The sequence below is a fragment of the Pseudomonas sp. GW821-FHT01C01 genome (assembly GCF_059422645.1).
The window spans coordinates 63,498-85,197 of the sequence record NZ_JBWKXF010000001.1 but is presented as its reverse complement, the minus strand read 5'-3'; the positions used below and the strand labels follow the sequence as shown (position 1 = coordinate 85,197).

Genomic DNA, 21,700 nt, shown 5'->3' with positions numbered 1-21,700 from the left:
GCGTTGGCTAATGTGACAGCGACGCAACCGTCTCTCTCCGCTCTGCGGCACTCATACTCGACCGACCCAGTTCAGTTGATGTGGAACGAGCAGAAAAATTAAATGTGCACGTTACCTCATTAGCCAGCACAACCACAGCCCATGCAGCAGGGCCGATTGTGCGGTGATAGGTTACCTGGCTTGATTGGGTCGCGCAGTCACTGGGCGCAACGGCGGATAATGTTTGCAGTTGCCTGACCATAAAGTAGATGACTTCATGGGCCAGAATTTTCAATATCAGCCATTGCTTTTCGTGCCTTCCTTTTAATAGCGTAAACACCTCGTGAACCCGCTTGGAGTCAAGCCATGCTCTGAGTTTCCTGATAACGCATGGCCTCGCTTTCGAGCACAAGTCCGCTGGCGCCTGCACTCCATACCAAAAGCATAGCCAGTCAAGATAGCCTACCAAGAGATACCCTGGTCGAGGGATTTCACTCCCCTCAATGCTCCTCCACATTCCAGCCAACAGTTGGTGGCTCAACCTGATGCCAGGCAGAAAGCGTTTTCTCATCTGTCGAAAGATACATTTCAACGTTGAAACAAGCGCGGCGACAGCCTCGTCGTTCAGCGCCTCCTCAATCGGTACGCGACGGCCGATGTTGGTTATCTTGTAAAAGCAGGCCTCAGGCCTGCCCTGCCATGCTGTAACCCTGCTTTGAACTTCTATGAACAGCGCACGTTGATGTACTGCGAAATCCTGGGTGGCAGAGGAAAATTGCACAGCATTATCGAAATAGACATTGGTCGGCTGACTGATATCAAAATAGATCTGCCGGTCCCTGCCACGTTCAAAGATTCGATGCGCCAAAGTCAAACGATCGAGCCCAGATCTATTCAGGTACGACCTTCCACTGCTGCTCCCTTTGCGCCGCAGGAGTCGACCGCAATGATGGCAACCGTATGGCATATGGAACAACCTACTGTTCAGTGAATAATCCATGTCCCCACCACAGGTCCGACAGGCCTGGGTCAACTCCACTTGATGGATCGGACACTGCTGGATGAGCAGGTACTGGAAGATGGAATAGTGCACACCACGCGCTAGGCATACCTGGCACACTCTTAACGTGGTCGCGACGTGATCACTGAATGGTAGTGCCGACGGGACTAAAAAAAGAGAATCTCGCTGAGCACCATTCAGGGTAAAGCACTCTTGAAGCGCCGCCGGATTAACGGAAGCGCTATGAGCAAGGTTTAGCCATCGGCTACGCTTACTGCCCGCCGGATTCTTTGGTGGGGCGAAGATCCTAACTAGAGCATCGCCTTGGATGACGTTGTAGAGCGAAAACCGACTGAGAATAGAATAGGCAGATTCGTAAGCCATGTACTGAGGAGCTACCGGGCAGTACTGAGGAGCAACGCTCAGCGTCTTCGTGTCAGGGACAATTATCATTAGGCGTTCTGGTCAGCAGCTTTAGTATTGAGCGTTGCGGCTAAAAACCATGACTCACGGATAGACCGCAAGCTGAACTCCTTGGTGATGGTATACCCCGGCTGATCCAGATCCACACTGTCGCGCAAGATAATCTCTATGGTCTTGCTGAAATACTGCATAGGAATCTCCATCTTGCTTTTCAGCTTCAACTCCTGATAGGCATCACAAAAGGCATCCCACAAGATGTCCTTGACATGCGCTAGTCGAAACCCGTTGGCATAGGCTTGCGGCACAAAGAATTTGGTGAACGTCCAGGAGGAGTTGGCCGGATAGGGGGTGCTGTCAAAAAAACCAAGGCAGGTCGCAAAATCTTCTTTCTCGCGGATGCCGCGGAACGGATGCTCGTATAGCATGAATCGATTGACGATTGCTTCACCTTCCACACCGGCCCTGAGGAATGCTTTTTTCTGATCCAGCAACTGCTGTTGCCCGACCAGGATTGGCAGCAGGATCACGCCTTTCAACCTTAGATCATTGTAGATGTCTTTGATCCAGTCAAAGTGTTGCTGCTGGAGTCGTTGAGCCTCATCCATAAAGAGAATAAAGACTTGCCGTGAATCCTTAAGCGCGGCTTGTTCCATAAAATTCACGAGCCGATGGTGTTTGTTTGAAATGCTAACGTTGTCATTCCATTGCTTGTGTCCGACCACTTCCAGCAGTGAATTGTAAAAATTACCTTTTGTGGCCGACACCTCACGCTTTGCATTGTAAATAACCACCGGAAAATCTGGAAAGTCCTGTACCAGGCATTGCTGACAATAAAGCATCGCCCAAGTCTTACCGTAACGAGTATGCCCCCAGATAACTAAACCTGAGTCTCTTCGCCGGATAGCCTTCAGCACCAATGCGTAGGTCTCACCGATTGAAAAAGTCGGTATTAAGTAGCGCTGATTACAAACGGGGTGGAGCTCAACCTCGATAGGCCGGGTATCCTGGATGTCCATTTGCAGCCTCGTTGTTAAAAAGTGAACACTTTAAAGAGCTTTACTCGATCGTGTTGCGGTTCAGGCTCCACTGGCAGCGCAACTTGGTCGGAAGGTGGAACCGGGGAGACCGACCCCGTATTTTTGTAGAGATTCGTAGCGCTCTCTCGGGTTATTTTGTTGCCTTTCAACTGGAACCTTCGGACTGCTTCGATGAATGATTCATTATCCGAAAAGCGAAACTGCCGATCCTTTACGGCCTTTGAGATCTCCGTTTGCAATTTGTAACTGTGCGCCGTTGTGGAGTAAGGTGGTGGCGGTGTAAGCACACCGATGAACTCCCCGAACTCATCTAGCAAGTTGATCGAAGACACGTCTCTGCGCGAATACTCAATGATCATTCTCTGCCCCGCTGAATTACTGCGCAGAACGTCCGGATTTCGATACTTTTGGTAGGCAAAATTGATGAAGGCGCCCCCATATCTTGCGTTAGTCTTCACCGTCTTGACCTCACGAACTTTCGTAAAGGCCGCTTCATGCTGAAAGCGGATAGGAAGCGTGTTCGGTGGCAGTGCTCTGTCGCCCAAACGGAGCAGGTAAAGATCCAGGGGCGTGTGGCCCTGAATTGCCACATGTGATCGGCCGTTATAATCAGAGATCACCATATCTAGTGCGCTCTCCAACTCATCGAGAGACAGTAACAACTTCAGCGGCTTTTTTGACTTTGGCGATAAACGCGCCTTTATCTCATCTTTGGATTCGCTGCCCGTGGTGCCGATTACTCTATGAGAAAAATTTTGTACCAAGTAGAGAAAAAAACGCTCTACGATGGGACGGTCATTTGGGGTGTGCGGCCTGCCAAACTCAACCACGCAACCCAACCTGTCCGTTAAGACCTCAATCACATGCCTCGCCTTATGGGCCCATGCATTGTCCAGTTTCAAAGTGGACCAAGTTTGCCAAGCCCCGGCAGTTTCTGAGGGAAACCCTCCTTCATCGCGATAACAGGTATTGGGTATACACATTCGTGGGCGCGTGTGGGGACTCAGTGCGCGGTAGATTGCCGTAAGCAGATCCACTTGGTCATAGTTGTGCCCTAAAGCCAGTGAATAGCCCAGCACACACCGTGAAAATTTCTCGATCAGGCAAATAAACCAGACCCTGAGAATTTCATATTCTACCGGTTCCCCGTAAGCGTCCGTCTCCCGAATGACCAGTCGAATGTCCAGCTTATGGCCGTCAGCCTCCACCTGTTCTAAAATATCACAGGGGTCGATATCTCTGGCGCCCTCATTGGCTTCAAACGAAGTTAACTCCCGTTCCGCCCGCAATTCCCGATGTTTATCGTGCAACCATTTTCTGAGGCCACTAATACCTTTGGTTTTTTCATTCAGTGGATATTCATGTTCGGCTACTCCACACTCAATGCACTTTCTCACGAATGTTTTATGAATCGCTATGAAATAGTCGCCGCCCGATTTTCTGTTTTTATAATTAACTGCTTGCGCTCTCAACCAATCCGCCAGGTCTTGGTTTTTTTCAACGAATTGAGTAAAGACCCCGGAATATCCTTGCCGAGATGATGCGTCAGGTTGGGCTGTCCGATTATATTTTTTTTCACCACTGCGCTTATAGGGAATTGCGGCTGCCCAGCCAACTGGACTTCCGTATTTGTCAAGCGCTTCGCATTTCTCTATCGCTCGATAGAGTGTCGAACGGGGTATACCGTATTTTTCTTGAACTTCTTCAAGCGAGGCACCTTCCTTTAAGAAGGCACGGATTGCGTTGATACGATTCTCTGTTGCACCGCGAATGCTGTCCGGCAAAGTCGTTGAGTCGATTGAAGGCCACCGGTCACAATCATGACCTTCGCGTACGCGCTCTGACCTGGAAAAACGTTGTTCAGTCATGCGCAGCGTCTCCAAAGCTCAACTGGGAGGCACCACTTAATTTTGTCGAACTCAAATCCTTGACGATCAAATATCCCCGTCTGATGAGTTCAAATACCAGCGCTGCGCCTTTCTCAGAAAACTCCTGCTCAGCCGCATGCATGGCTGTATTCAGCGATAAGTCCTGGCGTGGGATACACTTCTTAATTCCCCGCAAATTTCGCTCCGTAAGAGACTCCCTGTGCTTGTTGATGTAGGAAAGCATCATCAGATAATTTTCGTATCGTGCGTGATCAGATTTCAAATAATGGGAATCTAGAACTTCGCAGAGGAAGCCGTTGTCATCGGCATACTTTTGAACCTGAGCCGGCGTGCAAGTCCCTAGATATAACTTGGAGAGTATAATGACTGAAGCGTGCCTGTTTTCGAAAGCCAGCGCCACTGGAACCCTTCCTCCGTCGAGTTCTATGAAGCGTTGGTTGACACTCACCTCTTTCACCCAGGGGTCAAACTCTACCTCGGCAAAGCGCCACAGCGTAGGACGGCAGAACAAACTGACTTTTGCGTTTTGCTTATGGCTGAATACGACAAACTCTGGAGCACCTGCCGGTCTTGAAGGGTAAGAAAGTGGGTCCATGCTCTAGCTCTCAGCTTTTGCTTGGTAAATCATGCATTTACAAAGTTTCAAATTTATACTAGCACTACGGAGTTTCAATATTGCAGTGGAATTATGGTAGAGAGATAATTCATCGTTATATCTTTTTGAAATAAAGATATCAAAAATTATTGCGCCACGAGACATCTGGCACGAAAATAGCCATCAAAGGCGTGGCCTTTATTGTTATTTTCCCTCAAAATAAATATAACTTGAAGTTATCAGGAAGTGAAAATCCTTAAATAGGAAGTTTCAAATTTTGAAAGTTTCTATTTTGCACTTTCGCAAGGCTCCCAAGGTATTTCTCTCGATCCTGAAGTGGTCAATCCCGACAACAATTTTTCTGCTCGCTTCGGGATGCATGCTATTAGCAGGTGCAATTTTTTGACTGCGAGCTTGTTGGTGATCACGCCTACTGGTGCGTTTTGCAGATAATCTTTGAGCTGATCCAGCAGCTCTTTTTTTGATTTGTACTCAAATGGCCCCAACCAGAACATTCAGAAGTCTCCCTTCCTCATCTGTAATCCGAGTCGCAATCACAAGACGCTGGGTGTCTGTCCTCTCAGAAGACTTTCGTCAACAAGTGAACTTCAAGTAAGCGTCTAAACCACCGCATCAACCTGACCAACCTCAGGCGCAAGCTCAACATCCGTTGCCACGTTGTTGGTGATGCCGAAAGGAATGTGCACTGACGGAGCTACCGCGCTGGTCGATTTGAGATGCCCGGATTGGTCATCGAAAAATATATGCGGCTTCAGTACGCCCAAAATTTTGCCTTTCTCGATGCCACCCAGGAAGAAAGCGTCATTGGCCATGACACCCCAACTCTTGAGCGTATTCATAGCACGCTCATGAGACGGAGCATTGCGGGCCGTGACGATAGAGACGCGAATGCGGTTTTCGTATTCAGGATTGAGCTTCTTGTACTTCTCCTCGACCGTTTGGATCTTGGATATCCGCACCATGAATTCCTTCAGCGGCCCCGGGTTATGGGGCTGCATGACGTTCTTCACTTCATGGGCATGAAACTCTGTCAGCCCCGAGGACTGCATGATCGTTTCAGATTCATCGCCGGCGAGCACGCCGTCAAAGTCGAATGCAATACGCAGCGTTTTGTCTGCATCGTCATCTTCGAATTTTGAGTCGAGCACCTGGCCGGCTGGATACCCTGCTTTTATCGCACCCTCCACGTCTTTTTTTTCACCAGACAAAAACAGCGCGATGTTTAGTGCAGGGATGTACTCATACGGGGATTTTCCCTGCATGAAAATCGCTCTTGTCATCCCAAGTCCGTAGTGCTCGATGGTCTTCAGTACGCGCAGCCCAGTATCGGGATCATTTCGCGAGAGGAGAATCACCTCTACAAGTGGATCCGTAGGATCGACGCTGAGGTCATTCACTGACAACAGACGCTTAATGAAGGGAAACGCTATTCCTTTAGGGAGCGGGACATGAAGGTTTTCTTGCTGGAATTTGCGGTACTCCTCCTCTCCTTGGCTCTGAAACACCGCGTCCGAAGCCACCAGATCAAACACGGCACTGGACGCCACGCCGATCACTAAACGGTTTTCTAACTCGTAGGGCATTGGAACCTCTCTCGATGCCTTTGAACGCAAAGTTTGATGGGCACAGAAGCTACCGATCGACTTTTGGGCGCTGCGCGATGTACAAACTACACGCGCCATTTCTATTCGTGTTGCTGGATCACACCATTCCTTTCGGCTTGGCGGTGGCGCTAATGAGATCTCCCTTCTGCGTCACGGTCTGCACGAAACCTCTCGTTTGAAGAGCATTGACCAGCCTCATGTTGAGATCGGTGTATGGCACCTCAATTTTTTTGACGTTTGGTGATAGCTTTGTGAAGCCGTCATTGCTCAGCAAGCCAAGTAGGGAGGCAGTGTCTTCCCAGCTACTCAACGGCAGGCATTGGATCAGTACTTCAGAACGCTGAGCAGAGGTCAGCCCCTCCCCACCTGCGAACCTCTTGAGTGCGGGGATAAACGCCGCCGGAAAGCTTGTCGAGTGTCGATTAGCGAGGCGACAGGTTTCAGCGACCTCTTTGATGGCCTCGTTATTGGTATCGAAGGCTTCAATCGGTAACGCTGCCCACATTTGGATTTTTTCATTCAGCTCAAGCGCACCGCTTTTACTGAGGCCCAACGCCATGTCGATCGACAGTTGGGATAGATCAATTTGGTCGCGTGCTTGTACCCAATGCGCCGCGAGATATGGAGCTTCCAGATCTACACTGAACGTCCTGATACACTCGCGGATCTCAGCGCTGTACGCCAGAAACGGCGCACTCGCGAGCATCTCCCAGCGCTCCCTGGAATGCAGTCCCTTAAGAATCGGGGGATCGCTCAAGACTATATCCGCGAAGAGCACTTCAAGCGCTTCATTCGATAACCCTGTTGGGCCGAGTAGATACTTCTGTAGCTCCGGATGCATGGAGGTATTGACGTCCCAAAGATCGCTTCGTAGCTCTTTTACATGGCGCTGGATAAAGCTTGCGAAGGCCTCCATATCCAAGGTTTCGCAACCTTTATGCTCCAAAGCAGGTACGAGTATGTCATTGAAGAAAGTCCACACCGAAACGGCCTTCAATTTGACCCGATCAGATAGCAGCATTTTCGCCCACAGCGTTGGGGTTGTGTCTTCAAGTCGGTCAAAGGTGCATGTCGTACGATCAAACAGTTGAACCACGGCATCTGAATCATCCGTCTCTTGCAAGATGGCCCGTAGCAGTTCGTTAAAGGAGGCCGCAGACTCATCGAGCGTTCCGACTTGGGTTAAAAGCGTGTTTGTAAATTCCTCCGCAGACTCAAGCAGGAGGTCATCCAACCCCTCAATCTTCAACGCCTGCAGCCGACGATAGGAAATGATGCTTACACTGTGATCAGCTTTGCTTGTATGAATGGATTCGGCTTTTTGGCAAATCAGCGTGAGCATGTTCAGGTTTACCTCAACGCAACGCCACTTGATTAGCTTCTTGAGGTCGTCCAGAACGATGCCGTCATTTAACGTTGAGAAGCGCATCGGTAGTTCTTTCAGCCAAGGCCAGCCTTTACCTCCCGCTTCGAGTCCTGGCATTAAGCGCGAGACGTCTTCGAGACTCGCAATGGCATCATAGATCTCCTTGCCCGGCATAGAGTCAATCTGTCTGAGCTGGGCAACTTCCAATCCATCCATGACTGCAGTGATCAGTGCTTGCCTCAATACCGTTGATTCAAATCGCTGAGCGTTCAATAGCGCGCGGAACAACCCAGGCTCCAGAACATAAACAGCTTGAATGAACTTCTGCGATGTCGCATTTGAGACCAAAATTTCGGTTGCTTGCGCCATTCTGTCTAGATGTCCATCAAGCCCACTCCTAAGAATAGTCGCGAGCTTACTGCGATCATGACTCATACCAGGGTCGTTGTATGGACAGCCAGAAAGGTGCTCGATCAGCGCGACAATAATGCCCCTGCCATCGCTCAGATCATCCGTATCCAGCTTTTCCACGGCCTTTTTCGGGGCACTGATCACAGTCGCGACGTCCACGGAGACACCACGTCTCAGCTCCAGGATCAGGTTTTTGTCCTCGGATGTGAGGGATCCTTCGTAGAAGTAGCCGAAGTAGTCAGTGTAATCGGTATCGAAGTATCCGTGGCGCATCAGGTAAATGACGACGTCCAAGCCGTTCAGCTTTTGAGTGATGACATCTCCGTAGTTTTTTTTGGCAGCGGCCCTGAAGGTTTGGTGAGTAATTCCGCCTGCCTCGGTTCGTTGTTCGGCCATTTCATCATCAATATCAACTAGCGTTCGCTGGAGCAGATCATTCCTTTTTTGGTACGACGTCGACGCCAGTAGCTCCTTTGAACCTATAGGCGTTGGCGACTGTTGAGTATTTCCGTACCTATCGTTGATGACCATTGTTAAATGAGTATTTTGAGAAAATATCGACACAAAAACATCATCGTTAACGAAGTCGTTCAACGTAAATTGACCGACATTTGGTACGCGGAGATGAGTTGCACCGGCGATACCAGATTTTTTCACAAGCTCAAGCCAAACGTACGCTCGCAGCTCTGCCACACTCTCAGCGATTTCTTGTACCCGCTTTTCCCGTACCACACGCAACGCCTGGTAAGCATCTTCAGCGCTCCTGGATTGCTGGAATCGCCACTCACTGAAACCTTGGATGGTCTCGTAAATGGTTCCGCGTCGTTTTACCAGGTCAGCGTATTCGGCAGGATGCAGATTGCGAATTGCGATGATAGAAAACAGCTTGTTCGGATCAAGCTTAAGGCCGGAGCCACCGCCGAGAATGCTGGAAAACATGTCGAATTCGTTGACGATATTTTTGATCAACCTCATGTCATCGATGAGGTAACAAACGGTTTCGACCAACGAGTCATCAAGCCCAACGTCCAGCGCTACCCCATTGAACTGTCGCTTACGAAGCATCTTGAACATTTGCTCGCGAGAGTTTTCGGAGTTGACCACGGGGATTATCGGAATGATCAGGTCGAAAAATTTCGTTTTCTCACCGACGGCGAACAGCTCATCCCGAAGCGCATAGATGAAGTAAACCGGTCGTTTGATTTGCGGGGACTGCTTGATGATGAAATTGATTTCCCGCAGCCGTGTGAAGACGTCATGAATACCAAATCTGTCGAGATCCTCGATCACCACGATGTCGATTTTGCTGCGTTCAAAGCAGTAGACGATTTCATCAACATTTTTGTGCAACACGGAGCCGTGGTGAGTCGTTTCCAGTTTTCCGCCCTTGATCGTGAAGCCGTCAATGCTGAACAGGGAAAGCAGCTTCAACGCCGAGAACAGCATGTAGATGCCACCAACTCCCAGCACCAGAACAGCTGACCACCCCGGGATCCATAGAAGCCATTCGACCAACCAAGCCGGGTCGATTTTCGGTAGCTTCTCGACTGTTGGAACGTAAAGTCTCAGTACGCTTACGATCATCAGAACGTAGAAAATTGTACGCACCCAGATGCTGGACGAAGACGCCTGGATGATTCGCTTCAATCGGCTTTTCGGTAGTTCATCTGACGGCACCGCGTACAGCAGTTGCTGAACGATGGTTTCCTCGATACGCGTCAAAATATCCAAATCGGTTTTTTTCTCTGCACCTTTTGAATCTGGGGTGTTTGAACTGGAGTCAGGGGGAGTGACTGGAGCATCAGACGAAGTCACCTTCCCTGTCCCGCCCTTGTTCAGATCTTTGCCGAAGGCGGCCAGCGATACAAATGCATAGGTGAGTTCAGGGTGACGATCGACAAAAGTACGGATAACGCTGCTCTTGCCGGCGCCATACTCCCCAGTAATCGCGATATTGCGAATCTGGTCGTTACTCAGTGCGCTCAGCAGCTCACTCTCGTAACGCTGTGACCGATCCACCTCCAAAAGTACAGGCGTGAGCGGCTCGAAGACATTTTTACCGCTGGGCACCGCCAAGTATTCACGTGCGGCGGCCACGGCTTTGTCGGCAGCTTTTCTGTAGCGCTTGAACTGTCCCATCGCATGATTCACGAGCGAGCTGACGTACTCGCACTTCGAAGAAAACACCTGAGCTAAACGACGGAACATCCCTGTCTCCCATGCCGCTGATAGGCTGTCCGGGGGAACCGCCCAAAATAGTCATTACTTAAAATCTACAGTCAACGCGATACGTATTTATACAAGTATTGCGGATGATAGCGCACCGCCATCCCGGAATGCGACGAACGCTCTATAGCTTCCTTAAAGCGCTTTTTCTTGAGGGCATACTTACCTCCTCGCTGGATGTGTTCTCACGAGGCAGGAGGCTGTTGGAAACCTGAACTTTCAGAGCACCACCGAAGTTCATCTGCTTGGGTGAAGGGTGGAATGCTTCGGGGGCGCAGCGTTCGATCTTTTGGCTGCTTCAGCCAAGGGATCAAGGCATCGGCACAACGGTGTAAAAAACCCCGTTGGCGCCATAGGACGGTCGCAACCAGGAATTGCCGCACTGGTAATACGTGGTATTGGAGAAGCTTATCAAGCCACAGCCCGGAGGCAGTGAGGCGTACGTCGCCCCCATGGGCATGGAAGGTGGTGCGGAAGCCACCATGCCGGCGTTATAACTGGCGTTCCCGTCGACGACCGTCGCTGCAGCTTCACCGACGACCACGCCCGCCGCAGCGGCAGCTGCCGGATTGACTCCCTCGTTAAAGCCACAGTTGTAGCAGCCACTGCTGGCAATCACAGCGGTTGGCGGATGGTAGTAAGCGGTCCCGTATGGCACGGTATGGTAAGCGGTTGCGCCATAAACGGGTGGTCGGTAAGCCGTCGTGCCATAGCCATCCGCGTGATAGCCAGCGGCGGTAGCGCCATTTTCACCTTGCGCATGCCAGGCACCTTCGCCACCCGAAGCCGTTCCACCTTCCGCGCCAGTGCCGTGCCAGGAGCCCTCGCCACCGGACGCGGAGCCGCCGCGATAGCCTGAGCCGCTCCAGCTCCCCTCTCCTCCGGAAGCCGAACCGCCGCGATTACTTTCGCCACTCCAGCTGCCGCCACCGCCCGAGGCCGAGCCGTATTCACCCGAATGACTCCATGAGCCCCCTCCTCCGGAAGCGCGCCCGAAGCCGGAAGCGTGGGACCAGGCCGCTGCTTCGTTGCAGGTGAGCACCGCGACAAACAGGCCTGCGAGTTTCAAGGTAGATCTGTTCATGGGTCAGTCTCCTTGTTCAGGGTTTCGCCACGGGCTCTTTTACCCCCTGCGGGGCACGAAGATCGGGCGGTGGGGCAAATTGAATGTGGTGCGCCGTTTCGATGTGGTCAGGCTTGAAAAAATCCGCAGACATCGCCGACCCGAGCTTCCAGTCACTGAAATCGACTTGATGCCGGGATCGTGTCGGATCATCGAGAAACACGGCGCGCAATCGGCGTGGCAGCTTGTCCTGCACGCCGATCCACGCCTGGACGAACACGCTGTCGCTGGTGTAGGCGATCACATCGGTGGTGGTATCACCGACGACCGTACTTTGGCCAATGTAAAACGCCACACGCATATCCCGGGACAAATCCTTGTAGGGATCGGCGACGATCACGTCGGTAAACGGAAAATAGATGGCGGCACGCCGGTACGCGGCCTCCAGGGTCGCATCAATGGTAGGAGGCGCGTCCGCCTGGGCCAGCAAGTTGTCTTTACGTTCGAAGGCATAGGCTTTTTTGCCGTCGTAGTAAAACTCGGTTGCCGGACCGTCGCCGGAAGTCAACACACGAAGGCGATCCGGTCGTTGCACGTTGACCAGGGCCACCGTGCCATAGGCCAAGGGAGGCCCTAGCCGGCTGGGCTTTTCGTAGGTCGTGACGGCTTTGAAACTCATGCCCTGAGTGCCCGCGAGCCTGGCACTCATTCCTTTTAGAACATCCAGCGCCCTGGATTCCAGTTGCACCGCAGGCGGATTGGGAGAAGGAGCTTGTGCGGCGTGCAGCGGGATGGCGAATACGCCTATGGCTAAACCGAGAGAGAACAACCGGACACGCTTTTGGAAGGTTGGCATCGATTGCTCTCCACGGAAACCTGCTGGTCGATCACGCGTCGTCAGAGTCATTAGAAAAGCTCAGTTACAGGGTGATTGCCATGCCTTCCGGAAAATAGATTGACCAAATCCAGTCAGAAACCCGCGCAAAGGCTACAGCGTGTCAACCTGCAGGTGAAATCCGGCATCCATGCCGCATTCTGCTCTTCGGCAGCGCTCACTTCCCCTGCACCGTGAGTGATGTTCTCAGCAACTTCTGGACGAATATCCTGCAAGCAAGCGCTCTGCAAACGCGGGCAGATCCGACTCGGTCAAACGGTTGATGCCAGCTGCACGCTTGCGTCCACCCCCCGTCGGGAACTGACGGCAGAACGCATCCGCTGTCTGTTCGCTGCCGTCAGGTACACGAAGGCTGAACGCCCATTCACCATTGGCCTTGGCACTGAGCAGACCGATGGCCAGGTGCGGCGCCTGTGCGGCCAATTGGTTGGCCAGCACACCGCTGACCCGTCGCGCCCATGGCTGCGGTGGCAAGCGATAGAGCCGCGCGCCGGTGCCCTCACGCCACGGCTCCAGGTCGGCGGCAGCAGCCATGTCTGCGGCATGCCCCTCTCTCAGGGTAGTGAAAGTCGTGCTTTCGCGAATGAAGTCCATTGGATTGCGGTACGGCAACAGTTCGCCAGCCAGTGCCAACGGATCGAAATGCAGGTCGTCCAGACTGTCGCCGTAGGCGTTGTAGTTCAGCAACTGACCCAGTTCTTCCAGCGCCACCCGCTCATCCGTATTCAACCCATGTCGTTCGGCCAGCGCACGCGCCGGTCCGGCCAGGCCATCACCAAATGCGGCGACCACCGCCCAGCGGTGCTCTCGTCCCGAAAGGTAGTTGTCCACCAGGATGCTGGTACACACGTGGGCCGCCGTATCGATAAATGACTCGAATGCCGGGTGTCGAGGCAGGTCACCCGCATAGTGGTGGTCGAAATAGCGCACCCGGGCACCGGCGTCGAGTAATCGCTGTGTATCCTCACGATTTTGCTCGTGAGCCACGTCCAGCACAGTGACTCGCTCTCCATGAACGGCCGTGACCCGGCGCAGCAGTTCGATATCGCGCTTGATCCCGCTGACCAAGCGCACCTCGCGGTCCAGTTCCCCGGCCAGACGCAATTGCTGCAGCGCACAGAGGCCATCCGCATCGCCATTAAAGGCGCAGTGTTCAATCATCTGTCATGTTCCTCAGCACATCATTTCGCCGCCGTTGGCATCCAGTTGCGCACCATTGATTGCACTGGCGTAGTCCGACGCAAGGAACAGCGCGGCTCGTGCGCACTCTTCATCCGTGCACATGCGCCCCCCCGGGATCCCGGCACTGAATTCGGCACGTACCTGTTCTTCACTGACGCCCCGGGCGGCGGCGGTCTGGCGTACCAGGGCCTGAACCGGCTCGCCCCACATCCAGCCGCATGCCAGGCCGTTGACCCGCAGGCCATGCACCGCCTGCTCGGTCGCCAGGTAGCGCACTGTCGCGGCCAATGCGCTTTTTGATGCGGCATAGGCGGCACCTCCCTGATAAGGCTTGCGTACCCCCAGGGTATTGATCATGACAATGGCGCCGGCGCCCTGAGTGCGCATTGGCGCCAGCACTGCGCGGCTCATGTTCAACGAGCCCAGCAGATTGACTTCCAGGGCCTCGCGCAATGGGGCGTTGTCGCCCTCCTCCACGGACTGGAAGCCACCATGGGAGAAGGCGCTGTTGATCAGCGCATCGATACGCCCGAATTGTTCCAGCGTGTTTGCGGCGAAGCGCTGACAGGCTTCGACATCGGTAATGTCCGTGGGTACACACAACACCTCGCAGGTGTGGGTGAGCGCCAGGATACGTTGTTGCGCCTCGAGTAGCCGCGCCTTGTCCCGCGCCCCTATGGCAACGGCGCGCGCACCTTCGCGTGCGGCCTCCATTGCCAACTTGATACCCAGCCCGGGGCCGACACCCGAGACCATCACGACCTTGTCTTTCAACAGCATGGGGAGATTCCTCTTGTTGTTATGAGCTGCACGGGTTTCAGGCTTGAATATGCCGGGTTCGATACTCGGCATAGTCTCGTTGCAAAATCTCTTCGCTGAGGCCGAACTGACTGGGGCTGTAGTGATGAACCGCACGTTTTTCACGCCCGTTTGCCTGCAGCCATTGCCCCATGGCGGACCGGGTCTGCGGCGTCAATTGAAGGCCGGCAAACTGATAGATCCTTTCGACTACTGCCTGCGGCTCGGCCACGGTGTCTTCGAAATGCACATCAAGGAAACGCTCCGGGGGCATACGCTCGCGGACGGCCATCGCATGGCGCAACGCACGTGCCATACGGTGGTTCCACTGCTCTCCTACGGCCTCGGCATCGGCCTTGTCGCTGTAGAGCAACCAGAGGGTATGGATAAAGCTGGCCAGCGAAGGGATGGTCCTGGCCGGTTCGCGATGGGTGAGGACGACCTGCGCTTTTGGAAAAACCTCGAACAGCAGCTCCAGGGTATGCAGGTGCTGCGGACTTTTGAGCAACCAGCGACGGCCCGGCTCGATGCCGCGATGTGCTTGCTGCCATTGCAGGAACTGCAGGGTTCGCTTGAGGTACCGATAGACCTGCGTCTGGTCCTGACCGTCAAGCCAGGCGGTATAGCTCGGCACATTGACGTAGGAATCCATGGCGCACAGGAACGAGTGTTCCATCAGCATGAACTCTTCATCGGGTTGCTCGGCGTCCAGCGGGTGGATGGCCAGCAACTGCGGGAGGAACGCGATCATTCCCGCTACTTCGTCGCGTGCCCGGGTGATGCGCTTGAGTGGCTGCTCCAGTGTTTCACCGGGCAAGGGTGCGGGGTAACGGGTTTCCCACCACTGCGCCTTGCTGAACTGCGGGTCCACCGCCAGTGTGCGCTGCAGCAGTGTAGTGCCGGTGCGTGGCAGGCCGACGATCACCAACGGGTCATCGATGGGTTGCTCAAGGATGTCCGGGTAACGCCGCAAGTGATCCTCCATGACCAGGCGGTTGACCAGTTGCCCCAGCAGTTTTTCGCGCAACAGGCCTCGCCCGGCGGACGACAGGCACGCTTCATTCTTCAGGGCGTCAGCCAATACCAGCAGACCCTGGCGAAAATCGCCGGGACCAAAGTCGTCGAGTCCCCCGGCACGGGTGCTGGCTTCGGCCAGCAAAGCATCCAGGGCGAAATCATCGGCGCTCATCGCACAATCTCCTTCAATGCATCGAGCTTGACCACGCGAGTGGTCGGGTGCACCGGATGCTGCGCCCCCACCCAGCGCAAGCAGAGGGTGCCGTGGGGATGGCTGGCGGTTTCCAGCCAATTTTCAAGGCCCGGATCAACGCCGCAGAGCACCATACGCAAGCGACCATCGACGTCCAGGCGCGCTGAGTGCTTGTTCAGGCAGATGCGGTGGTAGCGGTAGTCCAGCGATTCCATCCAGTAGTTGTTGATCTGCACATTCCAGAAGTCGCAGTCAGGCACCTGATCGACCTCGATCAGCAAGGCCTCGTCCTCGGCCAAGGCCCAGTAGGAGTGGTAATAGAAAATGTTCGGATCACCGCCCACTGACTGGCACAGCGCCTGGTCGGCGGCTGGCAGTTGATTAGGATGGGCCTGGTAACCCTGAGCCCAATCGGCAAACAATCGGGCGGTGTTCTCGACGAAACTGCCCACCCGCTGCAGGCTTTGCTGCAAGCGTGGCGCAGTCAGCGGCTCGGGTGTCTGCCCGGCATTCAGGCGTTCAATTCGCAGTTGTGCCGGTTGCTCACTGCTACGGTCAAGAAACGTCTGGCGCACGATCAGGGCATTACTCTGCGGTTCCAGCCGCAGCCAGTTGCCTTCAGCCGGCGGGCGCTGGCTGAGGATGATTTCGAAGTTGCCCTCGGCATCCAGCACCAGTGACCCGGCATCGAGGAAACCAGTCTGAATCATCTTGCCATCTGTCTCATAACCCCCTTTCTGGGAGCCAAAGCTGAGGTAGGCAACGCTGCCACGGTGACCGCTGACCCGGTACTCATGCTCGCCGTTCAGGCGCGCATAGCTGTACAGGTTATCCGGGTTATCGGCGCCGATTTTCGCGGTTTCATGGGACGGGGTGATGAAGCCTGGAAAGTCCGGATCAGCGAACTCCAGGTGCATTTCCAGGGCAATGCGCAGTAACCGGGTGAGATAGCGAAAGCCTTCGGCGCGGGTCTGCACATCGGCCGGCGCTTCGCAGCGCAGTATCTGCTCGCCGCTGCGGCGCAATTGCTCGCAAAAGAGGTTCCAGCTCTCACCGCTGAGAACCTCCTGATCGATCCTGTCTGTAACCATGTCGCTCTCCTCTGCCGGCGGACATCCCGCCTCTGCCAGTGACCTTAGGGAGTACCCGCTTGCCGATTCTTCGTCCGAGCGGACTAAGCGCCCGCCTAGTCCGCATGGACGAGGAGCGGCGCATCCCGAGCGGGGAGGATCGCGCCTGAGCCCATGGCTTACTCCCGTCGCGATGCGTGGCGCGGAGTCACTCTCAGAGGAGTCACCCATGACCGCAGAGAAAAATCTGGTTCGTTCAGTCATCGTGGACATCGCCGCGCCAGCCGAACTGGTCTGGTCGGTACTGATCGACCTGGTGCGTTATCCGCAGTGGAACCCCTATACCGTCAAGGTCGAGTCGAGCCTGCAACTTGGGGAGCCGGTGAACCTGTTCCTGCCCCATCCAGGGCAACCGGGTGAGCTGTTGCACGTGATCGAATACCTGGCGGACTTCGAGCCCTACCGATTACTCGCCTGGGAGATGTATGCCAGTGCCGACAATCCGGACGCTGCTCGCCGCGAACAGCACATCGAGCGCACCGGTCCGGCCAGCTGCCGCTACCACACCACTGACCAGTTCCTCGGCGCGACCGCCGACCAGGTCATGGTCAATCATGGTCCCTGGGTGCAACAGGGCTTCGATGCCGTAGCCCGCGCCCTCAAGGTGCGTACCGAGACGTTGTACGCGTCCGTCGCGTGACCTTCAGCCGCTGTCCCGTTCTTCGTCCGAGCAGACGAAGAAGCGCCAGCGGCGCTTTACCTACCGTGTAGGTCCGCCGGAGCCAAACCCGGCAGAACTCGAGGAGGTATCCGATGTTGACTCATCTGCAATGGCTGGAAGCGGAAAGCATCCAGATCATCCGCGAAGTGGTCGCCGAGTGTGAAAACCCGGTGATGCTCTACTCCATCGGCAAGGACAGCGCTGTGATGCTGCACCTGGCGATGAAGGCGTTTGCCCCGGGTAAACCGCCTTTCCCTTTGCTGCACGTGGACACCACGTGGAAGTTCCGCGAAATGATCACGTTCCGCGACCAGACTGCATCGCGCCTGGGGCTGGAACTGCTGGTGCACGTCAATCCCGAGGGCGTGGAAAAGGCCATCGATCCTTTTACCCACGGCTCGGCCCTGCATACCGACGTGTGGAAGACCCAAGGACTGAAGCAGGCCCTGGACCACTATGGTTTCGACGCCGCTTTTGGCGGTGCCCGTCGTGATGAAGAGAAGTCGCGGGCCAAGGAACGGGTGTTCTCGCTGCGCTCCGAGCAGCATCGCTGGGACCCGAAACAGCAGCGCCCCGAGCTCTGGCGCTTGTACAACACACGCAAACGCAAGGGCGAAAGCCTGCGGGTCTTCCCGTTGTCGAACTGGACCGAGCTGGATATCTGGCAATACATCTACCTCGAACAGATCCCCATCGTGCCGCTGTATTTCGCCAAAGAGCGCCCGGTGGTTCAGCGTGACGGCACGCTGATCATGGTCGACGACGAGCGCCTGCCGCTGCGACCGGGAGAAACCCCGCAAATGCGCAAGGTGCGTTTCCGCACGCTTGGCTGTTACCCGCTGACCGGCGCCATCGACAGCGATGCCGACAACCTGCCGGCGATTATCAGTGAAATGCTGGTAAGCCGTACTTCGGAACGTCAGGGTCGACTGATCGACAGCGATTCGGCCGGTTCCATGGAGAAAAAGAAGCAAGAGGGGTATTTCTGATGAGCGCGCTGAACGACACCTTCAATGGCGACCTGACGCCTTATCTGGAACAGCAACAGAACAAGCAACTGCTGCGTTTCATCACCTGTGGCAGCGTCGACGATGGCAAAAGCACCCTGATCGGCCGCCTGCTTTATGAGTCCAAGGTACTGTTCGAGGACCAGCTTGGCCAACTCGAAGCCGACTCGAAAAAACTCGGCACCCAGGGTGACGAACTGGACTTCGCCCTGTTGGTCGACGGTTTGAGCGCCGAGCGTGAGCAAGGCATCACCATCGATGTCGCCTATCGGTTCTTCGCCACCGACAAGCGCAAATTCATCGTCGCCGACACCCCCGGCCACGAGCAATACACCCGCAACATGGTCACTGGCGCCTCGACCGCCGACCTCGCAGTGATCCTCATTGATGCCCGCCAGGGTATCCTCACCCAAACCCGTCGGCACAGTTACCTGGTGTCCCTGCTGGGCATCCGCAAGGTCGTGGTAGCCATCAACAAACTGGATCTGGTGGACTATTCCCAAGCGGTGTTCGAACGCATCGAAACCGATTATCGTGCGTTCGCCACGCAGATTGGCTTACACGACATCCAGTGCATCCCGCTCTCTGCGCTACGCGGCGACAACATGCTGGAAGCCAGCCCGAACACACCTTGGTACCAGGGGCCGACCCTGCTCCAGCATCTGGAAAATGTCCCCCTTGAGCAGGCTCGGCAAGTCGAGGCTGCGTTCCGCCTGCCCGTGCAATGGGTGAACCGGCCGAACCTCGACTTTCGTGGCTACTGCGGCAACGTCGCCGCGGGCAGCGTCAGCGTGGGGGACCGTATCCGGGTGCTTCCGTCAGGTCATCAGAGCGAGATCGCCGGAATCTTCGGTAGCGCCGGGGAACAGCAGCAGGCCCTGTGCGGCCAGGCTGTCACGCTGACACTCAAGGACGAAATCGATATCAGCCGCGGCGACTTGATTGTCCTGGCCGATGCACCGGCGGCCGTTGCCGACCAGTTCGAGGCGACGCTGGTGTGGATGGACGAAGAGCCGATGTTGCCCGGGCGTCCTTACCTGATGAAGATCGGCTGCCGGACCGTCAGCATGAGCTGCGCCAATCTCAAGCACCGGGTCGATGTGAACAGCCTGGAACACCTGGCGGCCAAAACCCTGGAGCTGAACGGTATCGGTGTGTGCAACTTGCACCTGGACCGGCCGATTGCCTTCGATGCTTATGCCGATAACCGCCATACGGGTGGATTCATCATTATCGACCGTCTGAGCAACCGGACGGTCGGCGCTGGCATGCTGCACTTCGCCTTGCGCCGCGCACAGAACGTGCACTGGCAGGCCGTCGACGTGAACCGCGAGGCACATGCGACGCTCAAGGGGCAGTCTCCGCGAATCCTGTGGTTCACCGGGTTGTCCGGCGCGGGCAAGTCGACCATCGCCAACCTGGTAGAGCGCAAGCTGCATACCCTCGGCCGCCACACTTACCTGCTCGATGGCGACAATGTCCGCCATGGCCTCAATCGCGACCTGGGCTTCACCGAAGCCGACCGGGTGGAGAATATCCGCCGGGTCTCGGAAGTAGCGAAGCTGATGCTCGATGCCGGTCTGATCACCCTGGTGTCGTTCATCTCGCCGTTCCGTGCCGAGCGCGAGATGGCACGCCGCCTGGCAGGAGACGGTAATTTCCTGGAAATTTTCGTCGATGCGCCACTGGCCCTGGCCGAACAGCGCGACCCCAAGGGCCTGTACCAGAAAGCCCGGCGCGGCGAGTTGAAAAACTTCACCGGGATCGACTCGCCTTATGAGCCGCCGGTAGCGCCGGACATCCATATCGATACCCGCTACGAGTCGGCCGAAACGGCCGCCGAACGTATCGTCGAGGCACTGCTGGCACTGTAAAAGCCAATGAACGCAGTGCTATGCCGGCATGAACCGGTGTAGCGCTGCCTACCACATGGCCCGACAACCTGCCTAAGCCAAACGGACGATTTTCCCGCCATGGGCGCGATCAATACTCGAACGACAACAACAAGCAGTAGCGAGGCGCATCCATGACCCTCTCTCTTCCGGTCTGCAAGGACCTGCAGCCCGATACCGAAATCCCGTCTGCAGAGCTCAGCCGCTTGCTTGCGCTGGTCTATCAAGGCCCCCTTGAGTCCACACCCTGGTCCGGCCTGCTGGAAACTTTGCGTCAGCGTTTCGAAGCCAGCTTCTTCACCCTGGTGCTGCGCAACCCCGACCATGAACGGCCGGGGCTGATCGTCAATGCATCGATTCATGGTCCCCTGCTGCCAGGCGAGCCGTTCTACAGCGAACAGTACTACGCAATCTGCCCCTTCATCGACTGGCCTGTCGAGCAGGTGGTCAGTGCCGATCAGGTACTGGGCGCCGATGCCTGGCTGGCGCACGACTTCTACCGCAACTATCTGCAACCCCTGGATCTGCGCCACGTCCTGGTCGCCAACATGCGCACGCCCACGGGTATGCACTGTGCCTTGTTCGCCTGCCGCAACCACGCCAGCCACGACTTCGATACCGCGGAGATTGCCCTGATTCGCCTGCTCCTGCCCCACCTGCAACAAGCGGTGGACCTGCATTCAGCGGTAGAGCAACTGGACTCCGAACGCCAACTCTATGCCGCGACCATTGACCGGCTGATGGTGGGCACGGCGATCCTCGACGAAGACGGCAGAATGATGCGTTGCAACCGCGCCGCCCAGCGACTGTTCGACAGCCGTGACGGCCTGGAATGCCGACACGACAAGCTCTGTGCCTTCACCAGCCAGCAGAACCGCAATGTCCAGCAAGCCATCCAGGCCGTATTGAAACAACGCCAGCGTGGTCTCGATGACATCGAAGTGTTGACCCTGACCAGACCAAGCGGCGAGATGCCACTCAATTTACTGCTGCGCCCCATCCCCGTGAGCTATCAATCGCGCAATGGCGCACGCCGGCCCGCCGTAGCGGTGTTCATCCGCGACCCGGCGGACTCACCGCAGGCATCGCGCAACCTGTTGCGCAGCCTGTTCCAGCTGACGCCGACCGAAACCGAAGTGGCCATGCTCGTCATGGATGGGCAAACCCTCGATGAAACTGCCCTGGCACTTGGGGTTTCGCGCAACACGGTGCGTGCCCATTTGCGCGGAGTGTTCGCCAAGACCGGCGCCACCCGCCAGGCTCAACTGGTCAAGACACTGCTCAACAGTGTGGCGTCGCTTGGCTAGTTCA

Annotated in this window: 16 protein-coding genes and 2 pseudogenes; 4 read left to right on the top strand and 14 right to left on the bottom strand. The window is 55.5% G+C overall.

Annotated features, from left to right (window positions below; all coding sequences use genetic code 11):
- Positions 1-7: 7 nt before the first annotated feature.
- From AC07XF_RS00305 to AC07XF_RS00240, 14 genes and pseudogenes are all read right to left on the bottom strand, one after another.
- Positions 8-979: a hypothetical protein gene (locus AC07XF_RS00305; protein WP_495025088.1), complete on the bottom strand. Its 972-nt coding sequence runs from the start codon at positions 977-979 to the stop codon at positions 8-10.
- Positions 980-1,021: 42 nt separating this feature from the next.
- Positions 1,022-1,432 (bottom strand): annotated as a pseudogene (locus AC07XF_RS00300) (TniQ family protein); the annotation flags it as partial.
- Positions 1,432-2,418 (bottom strand): ATP-binding protein, encoded by a 987-nt coding sequence (locus tag AC07XF_RS00295; RefSeq protein WP_322145164.1) that lies wholly within the window; start codon positions 2,416-2,418, stop codon positions 1,432-1,434. The gene AC07XF_RS00295 and the pseudogene AC07XF_RS00300, both read right to left, overlap by 1 nt.
- A gap of 14 nt (positions 2,419-2,432) precedes the next feature.
- On the bottom strand, positions 2,433-4,307 hold the full coding sequence (locus AC07XF_RS00290) for a TnsB C-terminal domain-containing protein (protein ID WP_495024917.1): 1,875 nt from the start codon (positions 4,305-4,307) through the stop codon (positions 2,433-2,435).
- Positions 4,300-4,923 (bottom strand): hypothetical protein, encoded by a 624-nt coding sequence (locus tag AC07XF_RS00285; protein WP_495024916.1) that lies wholly within the window; start codon positions 4,921-4,923, stop codon positions 4,300-4,302. Before AC07XF_RS00285 ends, AC07XF_RS00290 begins: the two co-directional genes overlap by 8 nt.
- A 287-nt stretch (positions 4,924-5,210) precedes the next feature.
- The gene (locus tag AC07XF_RS00280; protein WP_495024915.1) at positions 5,211-5,438 is read right to left on the bottom strand and encodes a hypothetical protein; all 228 of its coding nucleotides are present in this window, start codon (positions 5,436-5,438) and stop codon (positions 5,211-5,213) included.
- A gap of 105 nt (positions 5,439-5,543) precedes the next feature.
- Entirely contained in the window at positions 5,544-6,527 is a 984-nt protein-coding gene (locus tag AC07XF_RS00275) for a 5'-nucleotidase (protein ID WP_495024914.1), read from the bottom strand.
- 118 nt (positions 6,528-6,645) lie between these two features.
- Positions 6,646-10,533, bottom strand: a complete 3,888-nt coding sequence (locus tag AC07XF_RS00270) for a YobI family P-loop NTPase (RefSeq protein WP_495024913.1) — start codon at positions 10,531-10,533, stop codon at positions 6,646-6,648.
- 328 nt (positions 10,534-10,861) lie between these two features.
- The gene (locus AC07XF_RS00265; RefSeq protein ID WP_495024912.1) at positions 10,862-11,635 is read right to left on the bottom strand and encodes a hypothetical protein; all 774 of its coding nucleotides are present in this window, start codon (positions 11,633-11,635) and stop codon (positions 10,862-10,864) included.
- Positions 11,636-11,651: 16 nt separating this feature from the next.
- Positions 11,652-12,470 (bottom strand): DUF2092 domain-containing protein, encoded by an 819-nt coding sequence (locus AC07XF_RS00260; protein WP_495024911.1) that lies wholly within the window; start codon positions 12,468-12,470, stop codon positions 11,652-11,654.
- A gap of 225 nt (positions 12,471-12,695) precedes the next feature.
- Entirely contained in the window at positions 12,696-13,670 is a 975-nt protein-coding gene (locus AC07XF_RS00255) for an acetyltransferase (RefSeq protein WP_495024910.1), read from the bottom strand.
- 12 nt (positions 13,671-13,682) lie between these two features.
- On the bottom strand, positions 13,683-14,471 hold the full coding sequence (locus AC07XF_RS00250) for an SDR family oxidoreductase (protein ID WP_495024909.1): 789 nt from the start codon (positions 14,469-14,471) through the stop codon (positions 13,683-13,685).
- A gap of 37 nt (positions 14,472-14,508) precedes the next feature.
- On the bottom strand, positions 14,509-15,678 hold the full coding sequence (locus tag AC07XF_RS00245) for a sulfotransferase family protein (protein WP_495024908.1): 1,170 nt from the start codon (positions 15,676-15,678) through the stop codon (positions 14,509-14,511).
- Positions 15,675-16,790 (bottom strand): DUF1214 domain-containing protein, encoded by a 1,116-nt coding sequence (locus AC07XF_RS00240; protein WP_495024907.1) that lies wholly within the window; start codon positions 16,788-16,790, stop codon positions 15,675-15,677. The genes AC07XF_RS00245 and AC07XF_RS00240 overlap by 4 nt, the downstream gene beginning before the upstream one ends.
- 208 nt (positions 16,791-16,998) lie before the next feature.
- On the opposite strand from AC07XF_RS00240, the gene AC07XF_RS00235 reads away from it, so the two are divergent.
- From AC07XF_RS00235 to AC07XF_RS00220, 4 genes and pseudogenes are all read left to right on the top strand, one after another.
- On the top strand, positions 16,999-17,469 hold the full coding sequence (locus AC07XF_RS00235; RefSeq protein ID WP_495024906.1) for an SRPBCC domain-containing protein: 471 nt from the start codon (positions 16,999-17,001) through the stop codon (positions 17,467-17,469).
- Positions 17,470-17,564: 95 nt separating this feature from the next.
- Positions 17,565-18,479: pseudogene (gene cysD, locus AC07XF_RS00230) on the top strand (sulfate adenylyltransferase subunit CysD); the annotation flags it as partial.
- Complete coding sequence (cysN, locus tag AC07XF_RS00225) at positions 18,479-20,371, top strand: sulfate adenylyltransferase subunit CysN (protein ID WP_495024905.1); 1,893 nt, start codon at positions 18,479-18,481, stop codon at positions 20,369-20,371. The pseudogene cysD and the gene cysN, both read left to right, overlap by 1 nt.
- Positions 20,372-20,523: 152 nt before the next feature.
- Positions 20,524-21,696 carry a helix-turn-helix transcriptional regulator gene (locus AC07XF_RS00220; RefSeq protein WP_495024904.1) on the top strand — a complete coding sequence of 391 codons (1,173 nt, stop codon included), beginning with the start codon at positions 20,524-20,526 and terminating at the stop codon, positions 21,694-21,696.
- Positions 21,697-21,700: the final 4 nt, after the last annotated feature.

Coding starts and splice junctions, on each gene's coding strand:
- AC07XF_RS00305 (WP_495025088.1), bottom strand. CDS start 979: ATGGATTATTCACTGAACAGTAGGTTGTTCCATATGCCATACGGTTGC.
- AC07XF_RS00295 (WP_322145164.1), bottom strand. CDS start 2,418: ATGGACATCCAGGATACCCGGCCTATCGAGGTTGAGCTCCACCCCGTT.
- AC07XF_RS00290 (WP_495024917.1), bottom strand. CDS start 4,307: ATGACTGAACAACGTTTTTCCAGGTCAGAGCGCGTACGCGAAGGTCAT.
- AC07XF_RS00285 (WP_495024916.1), bottom strand. CDS start 4,923: ATGGACCCACTTTCTTACCCTTCAAGACCGGCAGGTGCTCCAGAGTTT.
- AC07XF_RS00280 (WP_495024915.1), bottom strand. CDS start 5,438: ATGTTCTGGTTGGGGCCATTTGAGTACAAATCAAAAAAAGAGCTGCTG.
- AC07XF_RS00275 (WP_495024914.1), bottom strand. CDS start 6,527: ATGCCCTACGAGTTAGAAAACCGTTTAGTGATCGGCGTGGCGTCCAGT.
- AC07XF_RS00270 (WP_495024913.1), bottom strand. CDS start 10,533: ATGTTCCGTCGTTTAGCTCAGGTGTTTTCTTCGAAGTGCGAGTACGTC.
- AC07XF_RS00265 (WP_495024912.1), bottom strand. CDS start 11,635: ATGAACAGATCTACCTTGAAACTCGCAGGCCTGTTTGTCGCGGTGCTC.
- AC07XF_RS00260 (WP_495024911.1), bottom strand. CDS start 12,470: ATGCCAACCTTCCAAAAGCGTGTCCGGTTGTTCTCTCTCGGTTTAGCC.
- AC07XF_RS00255 (WP_495024910.1), bottom strand. CDS start 13,670: ATGATTGAACACTGCGCCTTTAATGGCGATGCGGATGGCCTCTGTGCG.
- AC07XF_RS00250 (WP_495024909.1), bottom strand. CDS start 14,471: ATGCTGTTGAAAGACAAGGTCGTGATGGTCTCGGGTGTCGGCCCCGGG.
- AC07XF_RS00245 (WP_495024908.1), bottom strand. CDS start 15,678: ATGAGCGCCGATGATTTCGCCCTGGATGCTTTGCTGGCCGAAGCCAGC.
- AC07XF_RS00240 (WP_495024907.1), bottom strand. CDS start 16,790: ATGGTTACAGACAGGATCGATCAGGAGGTTCTCAGCGGTGAGAGCTGG.
- AC07XF_RS00235 (WP_495024906.1), top strand. CDS start 16,999: ATGACCGCAGAGAAAAATCTGGTTCGTTCAGTCATCGTGGACATCGCC.
- cysN (WP_495024905.1), top strand. CDS start 18,479: ATGAGCGCGCTGAACGACACCTTCAATGGCGACCTGACGCCTTATCTG.
- AC07XF_RS00220 (WP_495024904.1), top strand. CDS start 20,524: ATGACCCTCTCTCTTCCGGTCTGCAAGGACCTGCAGCCCGATACCGAA.